Here is an 18348-nt window from a genome sequence, read left to right on the forward strand (position 1 = left end):
TCAGATTATTGGACTACCAACGAAGCCTAGGCCTCTTTTAAAATCTGCAACATGCGACGTAAAGGCTCCGCCGCACCCCACAACAACTGATCGCCAACAGTAAAGGCTGACAGGTATTGCGGACCCATATTCATTTTACGCAAACGCCCTACAGGGATATTCAAAGTGCCTGTCACTTTAGTAGGTGTAAGCTCACGCAAACTGCTCTCGCGCTCATTAGCCACCACGCTTGCCCAAGGGTTCGCATTAGCAATTAATGCTTCAATATCAGCAATAGGTACATCTTTCGTCAGCTTGATAGTCAATGCTTGACTATGACAGCGCATAGCACCTACACGCACACACAAACCATCAACTGGAATTGGGTTGCCATCACGGCCTAATATTTTGTTAGTCTCAGCCTGGCCTTTCCACTCTTCTTTACTTTGACCAGTTTCCCATTGTTTATCGATGTAGGGCAAAACACTACCCGCCAAAGGATGACCGAAGTTATCAGTTGGGAATGCATCTGCACGCATGGTTTCAGCAATCAAACGATCGATTTCCAAAATCGCAGAGCGCGGGTCAGCTAGCTTGTCCGAAACAGATGAATGCAAGGCACCCATCTGTGAAATCAATTCACGCATATTTTGCGCACCAGCACCCGATGCCGCCTGATAAGTCATGGAGGTCACCCACTCCACCAAACCTTCGCGAAACAACACACCCAAGCCCATCAGCATCAAACTAACAGTACAGTTGCCGCCGACGTAGTTTTTTACACCCTTGGCGAGACCGTCTTTGATGACACTTTGGTTTACGGGATCAAGTACAATAATGGCGTCATCTTTCATGCGCAAACTAGAGGCCGCGTCAATCCAGTAGCCCTTCCAGCCCGCAGCGCGCAACTTCGGAAAAACCTCATTGGTGTAGTCGCCGCCTTGGCAGGTGACAATGGCATCCAATTGTTTTAAATCTTCGATAGCAAACGCATCTTTTAATGCAGGCAAACCGCTGGCTACCGCAGGTGCTGCGCCGCCCACATTGGATGTGGTGAAAAATACAGGCTCAATGTCGGCAAAATCGCTCTCTGCCTGCATACGTTCCATAAGAACCGAACCTACCATACCGCGCCAACCGATAAAACCTACTTTCATTGTATTTCTCACTCATTTAAATGTATTAACTTGATTGCCGCCGAGGGGATCCCCCCTACACCAAAGCCGCTACCACTGCATCACCCATTTCTGAGGTAGACACTTTCTTCGTACCTTCAACATAAATATCCGCTGTGCGGAAACCTTGATCCAACACTTTACCCACAGCAACTTCGATGGCATCCGCCACGTCCGGCATTGCTAGCGAGTAGCGCAGCATCATTGACACCGACAAAATGGTAGCCAACGGATTAGCAATGCCCTTGCCCGCTATATCCGGCGCCGAGCCGTGGCAAGGCTCATACATACCACGACCATCTTTATCCAAGGAAGCTGACGGTAACATACCTATAGAGCCAGTCAACATGGCGGCCGCATCAGACAAAATATCGCCAAACATATTGCCCGTCACCAACACATCAAACTGTTTAGGTGCACGCACCAACTGCATAGCCGCGTTATCTACATACATATGCGACAACTCTACGTCAGGATATTCTTTGTGCAGCTCATCCATAACTTCGCGCCAAAGCATTGTCGCTTCCAGCACATTAGCTTTATCGACTGAGCAGACTTTCTTTCCGCGCTTACGTGCCATTTCAAACGCAGTGCGACCGATACGAACAATCTCGCTCTCGCTGTATTTATAGGTGTTGTAACCTTCGCGCTCGCCGTTTTCTAAAATACGGATACCGCGTGGCTCGCCGAAATAAATACCGCCCGCCAGTTCGCGTACGATTAAAATATCCAAGCCGGAAACCACTTCGGGCTTTAGCGAAGACGCATCTACTAATTGAGGATACAAGAGTGCCGGGCGCAAGTTAGCGTACAAACCCAACTGCGAGCGAATTTTCAGCAAGCCTTTTTCTGGGCGAATCGAACGATCCAACTTATCCCACTTAGGGCCGCCCACAGCACCGAGCAAAATGGCATCCGCAAGGCGGGCGCGCTCAAGGGTTGAATCCGCCAAAGGCACACCGTGCACATCAATTGCACAACCACCCATCAGTTCATTTTCAAAGGTTAAACCCAAACTAAATTTTTCATTCACAACATCAAGTACTTTGCGCGCTTCGCGCACGATTTCGGGGCCAATACCATCGCCTTCCAAAATTAAAATATGCTTTCCCACAGTGCTCTCTCCCAAAAAAATCTATTTAACTACATCAAATAACCAAGGTGCCGACTCGCGCTTTTTAGCTTCGTAAGTGCGAATCGCATCGGCATGCTCAAGGGTTAGACCTATATCATCCAAACCGTTTAACAGGCAGTGCCTGCGAAACTCATCCACCTCAAACGCAAAGGTTTCGCCACTTGGTGTTTTAACGAGCTTTGCCGCCAAATCAATTGTTAACTCATAGCCTTCTGCCGCGTACATTTCTTTAAACAACTGATCGACAATTGCATCACTTAAGATGATGGGTAACAAACCATTTTTAAAACAGTTGTTGTAGAAAATATCCGCAAAGCTTGGGGCAATTACACAGCGAAAGCCGTAATCATCCAGCGCCCAGGGGGCGTGTTCACGACTGGAGCCACAGCCAAAGTTTTCGCGTGCCAACAGAACTGTCGCGCCTTTATAGCGAGGAAAGTTAAGCGGAAATTCAGCATTAATTGGGCGACCAGTGCATTCTTGATCCGGCTTGCCTTCATCCATATAGCGCAGCTCATCAAACAAATTTTTGCCAAAACCAGTGCGCTTAATGGACTTCAAAAATTGCTTGGGGATAATCATGTCAGTATCGACATTGGCGCGATCCATAGGAGCCGCCAAACCTTGTAAAACAGTAAAACTTTTCATGCGTGGCTCCTCTTAATTTACAAATGTACGCACATCGACAAAGTGACCGGCAATTGCCGCCGCTGCAGCCATAGCTGGGCTTACCAAATGGGTGCGGCCACCGTAGCCTTGTCGGCCTTCAAAATTGCGGTTGGATGTTGAAGCACAGTGCTCACCATTGCCCAACTTATCCGCATTCATCGCCAAGCACATGGAGCAACCCGGCTCGCGCCACTCCAAACCAGCGGCGATGAAAATCTTATCCAAACCTTCAGCTTCTGCCTGCGCTTTAACCGCGCCAGAGCCTGGCACTACAATCGCCTCTTTTACCGAAGCGGCTTTGGTGCGACCTTTAACTACAGCCGCAGCCGCGCGCATATCTTCTATGCGCGAATTGGTGCAGGAGCCGATAAACACGCGATCCAACTTAATAGAGGTAATCGCTTGATTCGCTTGCAAACCCATATAGTGAAGTGCACGCAGCATACCTTCACGTTTCACTGCATCTTTTTCCTGCGCCGGGTCCGGCACCTTATCTTCTACCGACACCACCATTTCGGGCGATGTACCCCAGCTCACTTGCGGCTTGATATCGGCGCCATTTAATTCGACCACCACATCAAAGTGCGCGCCTTCATCGCTCACATAATTGCGCCAATCGGCAACGGCTTTTTTCCAGACATCACCCTTGGGCGCGTAGGCGCGGCCTTCCACATAGTCGATAGTGGTTTGATCTACCGCTACCATACCCGCGCGCGCGCCCGCTTCAATCGCCATATTGCACACGGTCATGCGCCCTTCCATGCTCATATCGCGAAACACTTGGCCACCAAATTCCATGGCGCAACCATTGCCACCGGCGGTGCCGATTTTGGCGATAATAGCCAAAACCACATCTTTAGCGGTAACGCCCAAACCTAAAACGCCATTTACCTTCACCAACATGTTCTTCATTTTTTTGGCAACCAAACACTGGGTTGCCATTACATGTTCAACTTCGCTAGTACCTATACCATGCGCCAAAGCACCTAAGGCGCCATTGGTTGCCGTGTGGGAATCGCCACACACTACAGTCATACCGGGCAAACAAGCGCCGGTTTCTGGGCCGATTACATGCACTATACCTTGGCGGCTGTCGTTGATTTTGTATTCAACTATGCCGAATTCATCGCAGTTGTCATCCAAGGTTTGGACTTGAATGAGTGACACAGGGTCCTCAATACCTTTAACGCCAAACGCACGCTCTTTTTGAGTGGTCGGCACATTGTGATCGGGTGTTGCCAATATGGAATCCACACGCCAAGGTTTACGGCCCGCCAAGCGCAGACCATCAAACGCTTGGGGCGATGTCACTTCGTGAATGATGTGGCGGTCAATATAAATAAGCGCCGAGCCGTCATCGCGCTCTTGCACCAAGTGGGCGTCCCAAAGCTTGTCATACAGGGTTTTGGCCGTCATGAGGTAAATCTCCGAATATTACGAGAAGAAGTATTGTCTAATGGCGCAATTCTACGGGGCACAAACCCATAAAACAAATTTATCTTTTTTATAGTTTGCATTCCACACAGGAATACTATAAAAATGCCGCTATGGACACTCAACATCTTCACGCATTTGTAGCTATTGCAGAGACCGGCTCGTTTTCAGCAGCTGCCGAGCGCCTGCATTTAACGCAACCCGCCATCAGCAAACGAATTGCGCTGCTAGAAGAACAACTTAAAGCACAACTGTTTGATCGCATAGGCCGCCAAATTGCTCTTACGCAAGCAGGGCACCTACTCTTGGAGAAGGCAAAACTAATACTGGGAGAAGTGCTGGCAGCGCAGCAAGCTATCGCTGATTTACGAGGTGACATACAAGGTAAACTAAGCATTGCAACCAGCCATCATATTGGGTTGCATTACTTACCAAACTATTTAAAAACTTTTGCGCAGCGCCATCCCCAAGTAAAGTTAGACTTACACTTTTTAGACTCAGAGCAAGCCTATCAAGCTGTACTTCAAGGCAAGTTCGACTTAGCAATCATCACCCTGGCGCTGCAGCAAGATTCACGCATTAACAGCCATACCCTCTGGCACGACAAACTGCAATTTGTCGCAGCGCCAAACCACCCCTTGGCGCAACGAAAAAAATTACAACTAGCAGACTTAAGCCCCCATCAGGCCATAATGCCCGACACCAACACCTACACCACACAACTCATTAAAACGCTATTTGATAATGAGGGACAAGCCCTCGACATCACCATGGCGACTAATCATTTAGACACTATCAAAATGATGCTGAGCATTGGGTTAGGCTGGGGAGTACTCCCCAGCAACCTAATCGATCAACAACTTACTGTATTGGATGTTGACCAAACCGTCATTAAGCGACCATTAGGCTGTATTTATCACCAACAGCGCAGCCTTAACAATGCTGCCCGCGCATTCTTGCAGCTGATTAAAACGACACCACACGATTAATCTCACCACTCATAGTGGTTTTTACCGCCGCTTGCACATACGCGCGGCCCGCTTAACAGAATTAACACAGATAGCAGCTACAATTACCTCATTACTAAATCAACCGCTCACTCAGGACATTCACCATGAAAACACTTTGCCATAAGCCTTTGTTCAGCCTTATTGCCGCTCTGGGCCTTGCTGCCACAAGCCACACACTGCAAGCAGATACTGTATTTGGCATTTATGCCGGCGCCGGCGCCTGGCAAACCGAATACGACGGCGATATTGGCAAGCCAGCCTTAACCACCCAAGAGCTAGGCGTAGATGAAAAAAACAACAGCTTTTATTACATCGCGATAGAGCACCCTATACCCTTTCTGCCCAATCTAAAACTGCAACAAAACGACCTAAGTAGCCGTCAAAGCGCTACTATCGAAAAAAGTTTTGAATTAGGCGGAACGGATTTTATTATGGGCGAAAATGTCACCACCGACTTTGACTTAAGCTACACCGATGCAACCCTCTACTATGAGTTTCTCGATAACTGGCTTAACCTTGATTTAGGTGTAACACTGCGCCAATACTCAGGTTATGTAAAAGCAGAGAGTGCGTTCAGTGCAGAGAATATTGATGTAGATGCAACGGCACCTTTAGTCTATGCACGCTTTCAATTTGACTTGCCCTTTACCGGCTTTTCCGCAGGGCTTGAAGGCAACGCCATTCGCTATGACGGCAACATCCTCCAAGACTACTCCGCCAAAATAGGTTATATGTTTGATTCCGCGCTGGATCTTGGAATAGAGCTGGGCTACAAACAAGCTCATATTAAACTCAACGACGATGATGTGAATCTTGAATTACGCGGCCCATATGCTGCTGCCGTTTTTCATTTTTAACGTCAAGCATCAGCCGCTATAAGTGACCCAATAAAAAAGCCTGATTCTCTTATTGCACAATGCATTCGGGATGCATATGCAAGAGAGAATCAGGCTTTAGTCAACAACCATAATCCTAAAAAAACCTATTCGGCTTTTGGCATTAAGGGGTTACAATTTTTAATTGTCACCTTGCCTTCCAGCAAGCTACCTTTAGAATATTCACTGAAAATACAGCGGTTAGTCGCAGGATCATAATTTTCGATCCACAAATTATCATCCTTCCACGTGGCCTGCATATGCATTTGGCCATCAGGAACCGTAACAGCCATAACACCGCCATAGTTTTTAACAAAGGACTGCTCATAGTGAAACACGTACATTCCCCAGCCAACTAAAAACACCAACAATGCCCCAATAGCACCTATTTTCCATTTCAAATAGCGTCCCACACCCAGAAACACAAAGAGTGTAACGCTCAATACAACAAACCAATAAAAATAGGTAATCATTTAGGCCATTCCTCGCTAGAGTTCAAATTAGCCTTTATTCAATAGGCTTTTACGCCCCAGCGCAAGCATTGCCAACAAAATCAACAACCAGCCTTGAGTACCGCCACTACTGCTGCCACTGTCTTTTTGATTAAGTAGTGTATTTTTGGTCGGATTTAAATTTGCGGCTGTATCAGGGTTTGCGTCTAAGACCACCACACCGAGAATAACGACGAATTGCTCGTCAGTAATAGGCGCATTGTTAGTTGCATCAGTCGCGGTGTAATTACGCAGTGGAATCGAATCAAATGGGCTACCCATATTAAAGCGATTTAACGCCGCCATCGCATCTACAATTCCCATCCCATTACCAGTGACCTGGCCAAATACTGTGAAGCCACCGTTTTGTTTATCGAGATTAGCGCTATTATCTGCCAAGTTAAAAAACCATTGATTAGTAGCACTGTTTGCCGAAGTACCCAATTTTGCCATAGAGATAGTACCGCGCAAGTTGGAATACACAGGTTCATTTGTTACCGCGGCATTTTGCGCGATACTCGTGGGCGGCAAGGTACCCGTATAAGTAAATCCACCGCCTTGCACCACAAAGCCCGCAACCGAACGATGAATAATAGCGTTGGTGTAGGCTCCTGCATTTACATAAGCAAGAAAGTTTTTAACTGTTTCCGGTGTAGTTTTATCGTAGAGATTAACTTCAAAATCACCCATAACAGTTTGAAATTGTACCGTGGTCGCAGAGCTAAATTGCGCAAAAAACAAACTAGCAATAACTCCCGTCGTCGTTAATGCCTGCTTAATAAACGTAATGGACTGTTGTGAACACTTGGTAAAAACCATGGAAAACCTCGTGACAATATCTTCAGGTGAATTAAATGAATCCAAAGGCGCACAGAGTAGCAATAGCACCCTAAATGTTAATTAAGGCCGCATCTTAGCCTGTATTACTACGCTTACCCAACGCTAATTTGTAGGAGTTTGTAATCTGCAACTGATAAGGGCATAGGATACACAATGACCTCACCCCTCAGGCAGGCGCACTGTACCTCTTATTTATGCCCTTTAAAGGCTAAGTATCTTCATCTTGATATTTAAGCCAATGCCCATTAGCTTGAGCCATTACTTCATATCTAGCCCATTGCTGAAACTCGTAACGCAAACAGATTCCTGTGACATAACCACCTGCACCTGCGACTACCTTATAAATAATTTGATCTTTATTTGGGTCACCATTATCTGCAGCGTCTATGACCTGGCGAACACTCCACAAGTTCCCCAGCTTTCCATTGCTGTAAAACTGTCCTGCTCGAATATGTTTGGGGTGAGTAATATTTTTTTCGGCATGCTGCTTCGCCAACTCAAGTAGTTGAGTAAGGCTCTCACTCGTTATATCCATGTAAGAATTCAAGCTTTCCATCGCGGCCGAAAAATCCTCCTGCGTCAATTCAAACTGCCGTTCCGCAGCTTGGCTCGGTTTAACAAGGACGCGACGAGTAAGATGAGCAGGATAACGACGCCAAGAAAAACACGCATTAAACAGCACAGCCACCACCAAAAGACTTAATACATTAAATGCAACCGGCATCAGTAAATAATAAAACCCCAATTGGTGAATCTCGGCACCGCCTATAACCGCGGCTAACGCAGTGGCGCCACCCGGCGGATGAATACAACGCAAATAGTGCATAACACCAATCGCCAAGCCCACCGCTAATGCTGGGGTCCAGGTTCTATCAGGAAAAAGTTGTTGGCATACAACACCTACCAATGCGGAAAGTAGATGACCGCCAATTAAAGCCCAAGGCTGAGATAAGGCACCTTGGGGGACCGCAAACAGCAATACCGCACTCGCCCCCATTGAAGTAACCATAATCAGGGTACCTGCGGTATGCATAAATCCATGGGGGAAACACCAACGCATAGACCAGTAGACACACAAAATCCCAAAAAATGCACCTAGCGCTGAGATCAGCTTTTCGCTGTTACCCGTAGTATTACGCTCTATACCTAACAACAAGCGCACTTCATGAAAAAGATGTTTAGACATCACAGCCCACCTCGCACCAAATAAGCGCACAGACTAGGGCCTTGTTCGAGTTGGTGCAATAAAAACCTGCGGTCTTTACTACAGAGGCAAGCTTTAAACGAATTTCTAATTAATTTTAGAGGGTCAGATTATATGCAATTTAAGAATGACTACGATGAGCAGCACCAGCAACCTTCGTAACAGCTATCACGCATATTGTGAAGAGCCGCCGACAATTGCGCTGTATGACACGCAACAAGCAGTGCGATGCACTGCTACACTGAGGCCCGCACCTCAGACGCGATGAATCAATTATATTTCTGAGGATGGATTAATGTGAAGGCGCTAGAGAGAATGGGAGACACTTAGTCCAGGCGACCAAACTTAAGCGAATTTTTAAAAATTGTACAGAGCCTTATAGGGACTCAGTAACACCCAACCAAACTACAACTTAGGAATAGCAGCCAGTAATTGTTGTGTATAGGCAGCTTGTGGATTCGTAAACAGAGCTTCCGTCTCCCCCTCTTCAACCAACTTACCTTTTTGCATTACAACAACTCTATCGCACAAATAACGCACAACTGACATATCGTGCGAGATAAACAACATTGTAAGATTATGTTTTTGCGTAAGCTTCAAGAGCAGTGCCAAAATTTGCGCGCGTATAGTCACATCCAACGCAGAAACCGGTTCATCGGCAATAATCAGTTTTGGTTTTAGCGCAATAGCACGGGCAATAGCAATACGCTGCCGCTGACCACCGGAAAATTCATGGGGATACTTACGAATAAAACGACGCTCAAGACCCACATCGTCCATCAGCGCATTAACCTGCTCTGCTACATTTTTTCTATTTGCCAAACCATGAGTCAGCAATGGCTCTGCGAGCGTATCGAATACCGTCATACGCGGATTGAGCGACGCATAAGGGTCTTGAAAAATCATTTGGAAGTCGCGTCGCGAGCTTTTTAACTCTGCTTCGGAAAGTTTGAGAATATCGCGCCCCTCAAAAATAACCTCACCCTCTTGTGCGCTGAGCAAGCGAACAATACTGCGCCCCAAGGTAGATTTACCTGAACCTGACTCACCCACCAAGCCCACAATTTCACCGCAATGAATTTTAATGCTGACGTCGTCAACGCCCTTGGTTTGTTGCAGAATACGTTTCACGAAGAATCCTGCCGTCAAGGTAAAGTACGTTTTTAAATGATTCACTTGCACCAAGGGTGCCTCATCGAGCTTGGCCAAGCTAGGTGTAGGTTTCGCGCTCGTCAGTACAGCACTCAACAATTTCTGTGTATAGGCTTGGGACGGACGCTCAAAAATATCTGCAGTGACACCCTGCTCCACCATGCGCCCTTTTTCCATAACCAAAATATGGTCAGCCATCTGCGCCGCCACACCCAAATCATGGGTAATAAAAATAACGGAAAGCGCACGATTTTTTTGGAGATCTTTAATGAGAGCAAGAATCTGCGCTTGCACAGTTACATCGAGCGCGGTTGTAGGTTCATCAGCAATCAACAATTCAGGCTCAGACATAAGTGCCATGGCGATCATCACACGCTGTCGCATACCACCGGAGAACTGATGGGGATAGTCATCTACACGCGCCTCAGCATCGCGAATACCCACTTCTTCCAAAGCAGCTATTGAACGCTGGCGGGCTTCCTGCTTGGATAATTTACTATGCTGTATAACCACTTCATTTAACTGATCCACTACACGCATATAGGGATTCAAACACGTCATAGGATCCTGAAAAATCATCGCAATTTTATTGCCGCGCACCTGCCGCAATTCTGCTTCTGACATTTGCAATAGGTCGCGCTCATGAAACAGTGCACGACCCGACTCAACCTTGCCTGGCGGCATAGGAATTAAACCCAAAAGACTATAACAGGCAACGGATTTTCCTGAGCCAGACTCACCCACTATCCCCAAAACCTCACCGTGGTTAAGCGAAAAGGATAAGTTTTCTACCGCCAATGTTTGACCATTACGGGTATTAAATACGACGCGTAAATTTTCAACTGTTAAAAGTGCTTGCACGCTCATAATTAATCCTTGGAACTGCGAGGATCAAGGGCATCGCGCAACCCATCACCTAAAAAGTTTAACGAAAATAGCGTTAAAGATAGCGCCAAACCAGGGAAAATTAATAACCAAGGGTACTCTTCCATGGTTTCTACACCACCCGATATCAACGAGCCCCAAGAGCTTTGCGGCGGCTGAATTCCCAAGCCTAAAAAGCTTAAAAAGGACTCCAATAGAATCACACTGGGTATAGTAAGTGTGGTGTAAACAATGATGGGCCCCAATACATTGGGAATAAGATGGCGTGTAATAATTTGCCAAGAAGAAAGTCCCATAGAAACTGCGGCTTCCACAAACTCTTGGCGCTTTATAGTGAGTACCTGCCCCCTCACAATGCGCGACATAGTCAACCATTCGACCGCACCTATGGCTAAAAACAATAGCAACATACTGCTACCAAAAATAACTGTTAGCAAAATAATAAAAATGGTGAAGGGCAAGGCATAAAGCACATCCACCGTGCGCATCATAAATGCATCTACGCGCCCTCCAAGAAAACCAGCCGTAGCCCCCCAGAGCACACCAATTAATAATGCAACCGATGTTGCAATAAAACCAACCATTAAGGAAACACGGCTGCCGTACATAACACGTGTCAACTGATCACGCCCCAAAGTATCCGTCCCAAACCAATGCGCCATAGACGGAGCAGAGGCGCCCAGTTCTAAATCTTGCGCTTGGTATTCATAAGGCGCAATGAGCGGAGTTAATAGTGCAATCACTATAAAAAAAGTCAGAATAAATAAACCACACATCGCCAGTTTATTTTTACGCAAACGCATAAACGCGTCTTGGGTGAGCGAAGTGCCCTGTTCAAACTCTTGCATCTTAGGCTCCCCCACTCAAATCTTGACGCAGCTTTGGATTCAGCCACACCAGCACTACATCGGCCAATAAATTAAACAGAATAATTAAAAAAGCAAAAAAGATCGTGCAGCCCAATATCATGGTGTAATCACGATTAAATGCTGCCATCACATAAAAACGCCCCAAACCAGGAATTTGAAAAATTGTCTCAACGACAAATGAACCTGCCAACAACCCTGCCATTGCAGGGCCGAGAAAAGAAATAACCGGCGTGATACCACCGCGAAGCGCATGCACAAACACAATACGTGCACTCGACAAGCCTTTCGCACGCGCGGTACGAATATAATCCTGCGATAAAACCTCAAGCATGCCACCGCGTGTGATTCGCGCAATATATGCTGCGTAGGCAGAACCGAGTGTAATAGAGGGCAGTACCTTATCCCCTGCTATTTGGCCCCAGCCAGCCACCGGCAACCACTGCAACCAAATGCCAAAAATCAATAATAAAATTGGCCCCAATACAAATGACGGCATACAAATACCAATCATGGCGATCGACATGGGGACATAGTCCTGCAGACTATTGCTTTTTAATGCCGCCATAACACCCGCAAGCATACCGAGTAAAAGAGCAAAAATAATGGCATAGAACGACAGCTCTAAGGTTGCAGGAAAACCAGCCGACAACAAATCGTTAACCGTATGATTAGGATACTTAAACGAAGGACCAAAATCCCCTTGCACCAAATTACCTAAATAATCTAAATACTGCTTCCAAAGTGGATCATCCAAGTGATAACGCTCATTGAGGTGCTTTAATACCTCAGGTGGAACAGAACGCTCTTCGTCAAATGGACCTCCAGGTGCTGCGCGCACCATAAAAAACGTGACTGTAACCACCAAGAGCAGTACGGGGACAGCTTGTAACAACCGCTTAATTATAAATATCAACATAGAATCAATTTTCTGAAGGAACTAAAGTGATGTCTTGAAAACGATAAAAGTCCTGAACATTATCAACCCACCCTGTAACGCTTGGTGACACAAGTCGATTCCAAGAATAAGTATAAATAGGAATTATGGGGGCCTCATCCATTAAAATATGTTCTGCACGCTGAAAATATGCCACCCGTTCGGCATTATTTTGTGCTAACGAAGCCTGCTTAATTAAAGAGTCGTACTCTTTATTGGTCCAACCCGTTTCATTGTTACCACCGTCAGTAATCCACATTTCCAAAAAGGTATTGGGGTCTACATAATCACCAACCCAAGAGGCACGAGACATCTCATAATTCATTTGGTGTTGATTGTTTACAAAAACCTTCCACTCCTGATTCTGTAATTGAATGTCTACACCCAGTGATTTCTTCCACATTTGCTGTATTGCCACTGCAATTTTCAAATGCGACTCATCGGTGTTATAGATCAGAGTCAACTTGGGAAAGCCTTTCCCATCGGGATAGCCCGCTTCAGCCAATAGTTTTTTAGCTAAGTCTATGTCGTAGACCATACGCGCCTGTGGAGCATAATAGTCGTTAGGCGGCGTCAATGAATAAGCGGGAATTTCACCACCCTTAGTGATGTACTTCGCTATAGCCTCCCGATTAATTGAATAAGCCAAGGCTTTTCGCACTCGCGCATCGTCTAATGGCTTAATAGTAGTGTTTAATCTATAAAAATAGGTCGCATAATTCATAAAAGTGCGCAACGCAGGGTCCCCCTGATATTGAGCAATTTTATCTGGCGGCAACTTATTTACTATATGTAATTGGCCGTTCCGGTACATGCGCTCCTGCACCACAAGATTATCAATAGGTAAAAAATCAATTTGATTTAATTTTACGCTTTCTGCATTCCAGTAGTAGGGATTCTTCTTTACTGAAAAAACCTTATTCGGCGTCCATTCGACAGGAATAAATGGGCCGTTCCCAACAAAATTTTCGGCGCGAGTCCAGGGCGTGCTGCGTTCATCTATTTCACCAAACTTTTCAATCGTTTTGATATGCAAGGGAAACATAGAGTTATGATCGAGCATTTGCAAAAAATAAGGTGTAGCATTCACCAAAGTTATCTCCAGTGTCTGCTCATCTAATGCCTTTACACCCACCTGGGAAAAATCACTAATTTCCCCCTTATTGAAGGCTTCCGCATTAACTATAACGAAAAGATATACTGCCCATGCATTACCTAGCCTGGGCATTAATGCCCTACGCCAAGTGCCCACAAAATCCTGTGCAACTAACTTCTCGCCATTAGACCACTTCGCCGTATCACGAATATGAAAGCGATAGACTCTGCCATCCGCAGATACACTCCACGTATCCGCAACTCCCGGTATAGGCTCCAAGGTTTCAAGATCTTTCGCGAGCAAGCCTTCATAAAGAGCTGTTTGAATATTATGTTCCGGCGAACCGGTGGTGATGTGAGGATCTATATCAGCAGGTTCCGCAGAATTACCTAAGTATAAAATCCCTTTTTCATTTCCCACGTCAACCAGGGTCTTTCGATCCCCGCACGCTGAAAACATAAGGCACAGGCTAAAAATTAGTAGATACCGAACAAGGCGCATACAGAAATTGCTCTTAAAGTAATCATCAACGCGAGCAATCATTAAGATTACTCGCACTCACTTAGTGCTTGGTTAAGTCCTTCGCAAAGGCATCAAAATTATAAGGGCGCCCTAAAAACTCAGTCACCATATCCGCAGCATCACGTTCACCACCAGGTGCCAATACTGTTTTACGGTAATATTGTGCAAGCTCTCTATTCCTAAGTCCCTTTTTACTAAACTCACTGTGCATGTCGGCGGCAATAACAAGCGACCACATATAGGTATAGTAAATCGCAGAATAACCATTTAAGTGACCAAAGCTTGTATAGAAATAGGTATCGTCAACATAGCCAAACGGCGAATAGTTTGATTGCACTTGCTCCATGAACTTATCTAAATCCATTACAGCAGGATCCTGGTTATATAGACCCAAAGAGAGCGCCGCATAAAATAGCTGGTGCTTAGTCCACATGCCGCGACCAAACTCACGCCCTGCCTGCATTTTTTTAATCAGTGCCGGGGGGATAGTTTCACCCTTTTTATTACGTGCAAAAGTCGCGAGCGTATCAGCATCCCAAACCCACTCTTCCAGCATTTGTGATGGAGCTTCTACAAAATCCCATTCGGTTTTTATGCCTGAAAAATACATCCAGCGCTGATTACGCCCAGCAAAAATATTGTGTAGTAAGTGGCCAAATTCATGTAAGAAAGTTTCCACATCTGAATGCTCCATCAAGCCTTCACTGTCATCGCCACCAGGAAAGTTACACACCAAAGCAGCCACAGGTAACTGCTTTCCTGTTATGCCATTTTGAATGGGGAATTCTGCCGCATGTTTATATTTTCCCTCGCGTGGATGCATGTCCAAATAAAAGCGCCCCACGACCTCACCCTGATCCCAGACCTCATAGGCCTCAACGGAGTCATGCCAAACAGCTGTTTTCCATGGCTTTATACTTATACCAAACATAGTCTGGGTTAAATCAAACATACCTTGGCGCACATTATCGTACTGAAAGTATTGCCGAACCTCTTGTGCGCTCACTTGATACTGTTCTTTTTTAACTAGCTCTTCGAGATAAACTTTTTGCCAATCAGTAACCTCTGTCGCTCTAGGGTCGATCTTTTGCAGGCGCTTGAGTAGCACCTGATATTCATCATCAGCCTTAGCAGTTGCAATAGCGGAAACTTTATCAATGAAGCTCTGCGCATTCTCAGCAGACTTAATCATCTTGTCTTCGGTAATATATTCCGCAAAGTTTTTATAACCCAGTAGTTGAGCCAGCTCATGACGTTTATTGACTAAATCAAGCAATATCGCTTTATTTTCGGGGTAAGCCTGTTGGCGAAATAAAATATAGTACTGCTTCCGCAAGGCATCGCTCTGCGCGTATTGCATAAATGGAAAGTAATCAGGATACGCCGTAGTGAGGACAATTTGCCCCTGCTCATTAGGTTGATGCTTTTCGATATAATCCTGAGGCAAACCCTTCAAGTCAGCTAAAGAATTTAAGATTAGCTGGCGTGAACCACTACGGATATTCTTATCAAAATCCTGACCAATCAAATTGATCTCTTCGTTAAGTTGACCAATACGCTGACGCGTTATTTCATCCTTATCAACACCAGAACGCTTATAGTCGCGCAACATATGCGCCAAAAAACGTCGGTCAACGTCGTCTAGCTGCTGGGGGTTCAGTGCTGACAGGCGATTATAAAGTGGGCGCGACAAGCTAATCTGGCTAACCAAGGCCATAAAGTTTTGCTCGCAGGCCTCACCACTCGTACGCATCGCTTCATTTGGATGAACATTGGCATAGAGTCCTGCCAAATTAATTTGTCCATCAAGAATAAGGTCAATATCATTAATAACACCCAGGAGTGCTGATGCTTCATAAGTGCGGGTCGGCGCAGAGAGCTCATTCATGAGTGAGATAACTTTTTCGTAGCCCTGCTTGCATTCGGCCAAATAGCTAGCCGCCTCTTGGTTTGCAGGCATGATCCATAGCTGCTCTGGTTCGCTTGCTGGTGTTGTTAGTGCTGCCTCTCGGAGTGAATCTGTACTACAGGCGCTCACAAAGAGCAGAGCCACAACAGATAACATCCTTATCTGTCTAAACTCTACTCGCCAGTACCTACCAAGTGTTTTTATCGCAGCCATAACACGCCTCAATCAATGTTTAAGTTCCAATCTAAAAACCAGCTAATTAAAAGTACTGCCTCACTGAAAAAGCCTTTGTTTATTAAGGCCTTAAAATGTCGAAAACATCGCTATAACTCTGCCTTGCTCGCAAAACAACAGCAAAACTAATCTTACAAGCTACCAATAAAAGGATAAAAAAACTATATTTTATAAGCATTTAGGTGAACTTAAGACTATTTAAAGCCTAAAACACCTACGTAGGAGGAATATCAGAGCAACAACATACACACATTGCTTATAACTTCTCTTACAAATTCAGGGATAACTGCTAAGCTTCTAAAAACCCTCTTGCTTCCTCTATAACAAGATCCACATTATGCGCGAATATTTGCTCACTGAAGACCAGCGAGACTGCCTCCAAGAAATAACCAATGTGGCCATGGGCCAAGCGGGCGATCGTCTGGCACGCCTCTTGGATGTCTTTGTGGTGCTTTCAATACCCCACGTAAGCGTCTTAAATCCCACAGATATAGCAATGGCGCTGCACTCACTTAATCGCGAGACAAAAGAAGACATAGTACACGGTGTGTGCCAGGGCTTTATCGGTGGTGGCATAGCCGGAGAAGCTATGCTCATTTTTCATGGAACAGATTTTAATGATTTAGCCAAACTTCTGAAATATGACAGAGTTCCAGACGAACAGGCTCAATATGAACTGTTGATGGATACTGCCAATGTACTTAATGGAGCTTGCCTAAGGGGAATGGCCGAGCAGCTTGACACTCACTTTAGCTTTGGCCCCCCCATGCTACTTGGGCAACACTGCAATATTACAGATTTACTCCAGAACAATAATATGAAATGGAAGCAAGCATTGGTGGTTGAAATTAATTACACCATAGAAAACCATCAAATAAACTGCGATCTTCTACTTGTCGTTGCTGAACACTCAATCTCTGGGCTGATTGAGAAATTAAACTACTTACTGGACTGAGTTGGCTAAAACAATGGTAACAAGCGCAGACACAAGCTTTAGTGACACTCATTGGCACATGGATATACTTCAAAATATTGATGTAGGCCTTGTAGTGATGAATGCAGACTATAGCGTAGAAATATGGAATAGCTTTATGCAAAACCATAGCGGTAAAGCGCCCGAAGATGTTTTAGGTAAAAGCATCTTCAAAGTTTTTCCAGAGCTATCTGAACAATGGTTCAAGCATAAAGCCAATGCAGTATTTGTATTGCAAAACGCCACCTTCACAACCTGGGAGCAGCGGCCTTACCTCTTTAAGTTTCCCCACTACCGTCCCATCACCGGCAGTGCAGAACATATGTATCAAAATAGCACGATTATTCCACTACCTAACACTAATGGTATTGTCAGTCACATATGCTTAATCATTTATGATGTTACAGATAGCGCTGTAAACAAACTCGCTCAGCAGCAAGCCAACAAACAACTGCAGAGTTTTAGCCGCGTAGATCACCTGACCGGTTTATTTAATCGTGGTTACTGGGAAAGCCGGTTAATTGATGAGCACAAACGTTTTGATCGTTACCAGCACCCCTCAAGTCTTATAATGTTAGATATCGACCATTTTAAAAAAATTAATGATCAATATGGCCACACTGTAGGTGATGAAGCCATTCGCCAAGTAAGCAAAGCAATAAGAGATCAGGCGCGCGACCTAGATATTGCCGGGCGCTATGGAGGCGAAGAATTTGCAATCATTCTCACAAACACCAATAGTGACGGTGCCTATGTGTTTTCAGAGCGATTACGAACCACAATTGAAAACATGACAGTTTATAGTGAAGGCCATGAAGTTAAATTTACAATAAGTGCAGGAATCGCAGAGTTAGACGACTCTATTCGAGATCATTGTAATTGGATAGAAAAAGCTGATCATGCACTTTACGGCTCAAAAGAAAATGGTAGAAATCGTACTACATTAGCTAGCTAATACCACG

16 protein-coding genes are annotated in these 18348 nt (G+C 45.3%); 4 read left to right on the forward strand and 12 right to left on the reverse strand.

Annotation, left to right across the window (positions count from 1 at the left end; all coding sequences use genetic code 11):
* Positions 1-26 precede the first annotated feature (26 nt).
* The 4 genes from asd to leuC are packed head-to-tail and all read right to left on the reverse strand — an operon-like array spanning position 27 to position 4374.
* Positions 27-1136 carry an aspartate-semialdehyde dehydrogenase gene (gene asd, locus AC0KUT_RS11485; protein WP_488830024.1) on the reverse strand — a complete coding sequence of 370 codons (1110 nt, stop codon included), beginning with the start codon at positions 1134-1136 and terminating at the stop codon, positions 27-29.
* 55 nt (positions 1137-1191) lie between these two features.
* Positions 1192-2268, reverse strand: a complete 1077-nt coding sequence (gene leuB / locus AC0KUT_RS11490) for a 3-isopropylmalate dehydrogenase (protein WP_488830025.1) — start codon at positions 2266-2268, stop codon at positions 1192-1194.
* Between the two features lie 21 nt (positions 2269-2289).
* On the reverse strand, positions 2290-2937 hold the full coding sequence (gene leuD, locus AC0KUT_RS11495; protein WP_488830027.1) for a 3-isopropylmalate dehydratase small subunit: 648 nt from the start codon (positions 2935-2937) through the stop codon (positions 2290-2292).
* Between the two features lie 12 nt (positions 2938-2949).
* Positions 2950-4374 (reverse strand): 3-isopropylmalate dehydratase large subunit, encoded by a 1425-nt coding sequence (leuC, locus tag AC0KUT_RS11500; RefSeq protein WP_488830028.1) that lies wholly within the window; start codon positions 4372-4374, stop codon positions 2950-2952.
* A gap of 131 nt (positions 4375-4505) precedes the next feature.
* On the opposite strand from leuC, the gene AC0KUT_RS11505 reads away from it, so the two are divergent.
* Both AC0KUT_RS11505 and AC0KUT_RS11510 read left to right on the forward strand, forming a co-directional pair.
* Positions 4506-5381 carry a LysR family transcriptional regulator gene (locus AC0KUT_RS11505; protein WP_488830030.1) on the forward strand — a complete coding sequence of 292 codons (876 nt, stop codon included), beginning with the start codon at positions 4506-4508 and terminating at the stop codon, positions 5379-5381.
* A 125-nt stretch (positions 5382-5506) separates the two neighbouring features.
* Positions 5507-6259 carry a TIGR04219 family outer membrane beta-barrel protein gene (locus tag AC0KUT_RS11510; RefSeq protein WP_488830031.1) on the forward strand — a complete coding sequence of 251 codons (753 nt, stop codon included), beginning with the start codon at positions 5507-5509 and terminating at the stop codon, positions 6257-6259.
* A 125-nt stretch (positions 6260-6384) separates the two neighbouring features.
* Here the strand turns inward: AC0KUT_RS11510 and AC0KUT_RS11515 are convergent, their stop codons facing one another.
* The 8 genes from AC0KUT_RS11515 to AC0KUT_RS11550 all read right to left on the reverse strand — a co-directional run bounded on the left by AC0KUT_RS11515 (position 6385) and on the right by AC0KUT_RS11550 (position 16323).
* A complete protein-coding gene (locus tag AC0KUT_RS11515; protein WP_488830032.1) occupies positions 6385-6750 on the reverse strand; it encodes a hypothetical protein in 366 nt (121 codons plus the stop codon).
* Positions 6751-6777: 27 nt separating this feature from the next.
* A complete protein-coding gene (locus tag AC0KUT_RS11520; RefSeq protein ID WP_488830034.1) occupies positions 6778-7587 on the reverse strand; it encodes a peptidylprolyl isomerase in 810 nt (269 codons plus the stop codon).
* Positions 7588-7816: 229 nt separating this feature from the next.
* On the reverse strand, positions 7817-8794 hold the full coding sequence (locus AC0KUT_RS11525) for an HPP family protein (RefSeq protein ID WP_488830036.1): 978 nt from the start codon (positions 8792-8794) through the stop codon (positions 7817-7819).
* A gap of 423 nt (positions 8795-9217) precedes the next feature.
* Entirely contained in the window at positions 9218-10831 is a 1614-nt protein-coding gene (locus AC0KUT_RS11530) for an ABC transporter ATP-binding protein (RefSeq protein WP_488830038.1), read from the reverse strand.
* A gap of 2 nt (positions 10832-10833) precedes the next feature.
* Complete coding sequence (locus AC0KUT_RS11535; protein ID WP_488830039.1) at positions 10834-11697, reverse strand: ABC transporter permease; 864 nt, start codon at positions 11695-11697, stop codon at positions 10834-10836.
* A gap of 1 nt (position 11698) precedes the next feature.
* Entirely contained in the window at positions 11699-12634 is a 936-nt protein-coding gene (locus tag AC0KUT_RS11540; protein ID WP_488830041.1) for an ABC transporter permease, read from the reverse strand.
* Between the two features lie 4 nt (positions 12635-12638).
* On the reverse strand, positions 12639-14291 hold the full coding sequence (locus AC0KUT_RS11545) for a peptide ABC transporter substrate-binding protein (RefSeq protein WP_488830043.1): 1653 nt from the start codon (positions 14289-14291) through the stop codon (positions 12639-12641).
* A 19-nt stretch (positions 14292-14310) separates the two neighbouring features.
* Complete coding sequence (locus AC0KUT_RS11550; protein ID WP_488830044.1) at positions 14311-16323, reverse strand: M3 family metallopeptidase; 2013 nt, start codon at positions 16321-16323, stop codon at positions 14311-14313.
* A 427-nt stretch (positions 16324-16750) separates the two neighbouring features.
* Here AC0KUT_RS11550 and AC0KUT_RS11555 point away from each other — a divergent pair, with 427 nt between their 5' ends.
* Both AC0KUT_RS11555 and AC0KUT_RS11560 read left to right on the forward strand, forming a co-directional pair.
* Complete coding sequence (locus tag AC0KUT_RS11555) at positions 16751-17368, forward strand: histidine kinase (RefSeq protein ID WP_488830046.1); 618 nt, start codon at positions 16751-16753, stop codon at positions 17366-17368.
* Positions 17369-17426: 58 nt separating this feature from the next.
* On the forward strand, positions 17427-18341 hold the full coding sequence (locus AC0KUT_RS11560) for a GGDEF domain-containing protein (RefSeq protein ID WP_488830047.1): 915 nt from the start codon (positions 17427-17429) through the stop codon (positions 18339-18341).
* Positions 18342-18348 lie beyond the last annotated feature (7 nt).

This window comes from Cellvibrio sp. 25HG11W-0, assembly GCF_057815475.1.

Bases quoted from the DNA above. Each gene is read 5' to 3' on its own strand.
- asd (WP_488830024.1), bottom strand. From the start codon at position 1,136: ATGAAAGTAGGTTTTATCGGTTGGCGCGGTATGGTAGGTTCGGTTCTT.
- leuD (WP_488830027.1), bottom strand. From the start codon at position 2,937: ATGAAAAGTTTTACTGTTTTACAAGGTTTGGCGGCTCCTATGGATCGC.
- leuC (WP_488830028.1), bottom strand. From the start codon at position 4,374: ATGACGGCCAAAACCCTGTATGACAAGCTTTGGGACGCCCACTTGGTG.
- AC0KUT_RS11505 (WP_488830030.1), top strand. From the start codon at position 4,506: ATGGACACTCAACATCTTCACGCATTTGTAGCTATTGCAGAGACCGGC.
- AC0KUT_RS11510 (WP_488830031.1), top strand. From the start codon at position 5,507: ATGAAAACACTTTGCCATAAGCCTTTGTTCAGCCTTATTGCCGCTCTG.
- AC0KUT_RS11515 (WP_488830032.1), bottom strand. From the start codon at position 6,750: ATGATTACCTATTTTTATTGGTTTGTTGTATTGAGCGTTACACTCTTT.
- AC0KUT_RS11520 (WP_488830034.1), bottom strand. From the start codon at position 7,587: ATGGTTTTTACCAAGTGTTCACAACAGTCCATTACGTTTATTAAGCAG.
- AC0KUT_RS11525 (WP_488830036.1), bottom strand. From the start codon at position 8,794: ATGTCTAAACATCTTTTTCATGAAGTGCGCTTGTTGTTAGGTATAGAG.
- AC0KUT_RS11530 (WP_488830038.1), bottom strand. From the start codon at position 10,831: ATGAGCGTGCAAGCACTTTTAACAGTTGAAAATTTACGCGTCGTATTT.
- AC0KUT_RS11535 (WP_488830039.1), bottom strand. From the start codon at position 11,697: ATGCAAGAGTTTGAACAGGGCACTTCGCTCACCCAAGACGCGTTTATG.
- AC0KUT_RS11540 (WP_488830041.1), bottom strand. From the start codon at position 12,634: ATGTTGATATTTATAATTAAGCGGTTGTTACAAGCTGTCCCCGTACTG.
- AC0KUT_RS11545 (WP_488830043.1), bottom strand. From the start codon at position 14,291: ATGATTGCTCGCGTTGATGATTACTTTAAGAGCAATTTCTGTATGCGC.
- AC0KUT_RS11555 (WP_488830046.1), top strand. From the start codon at position 16,751: ATGCGCGAATATTTGCTCACTGAAGACCAGCGAGACTGCCTCCAAGAA.
- AC0KUT_RS11560 (WP_488830047.1), top strand. From the start codon at position 17,427: ATGGATATACTTCAAAATATTGATGTAGGCCTTGTAGTGATGAATGCA.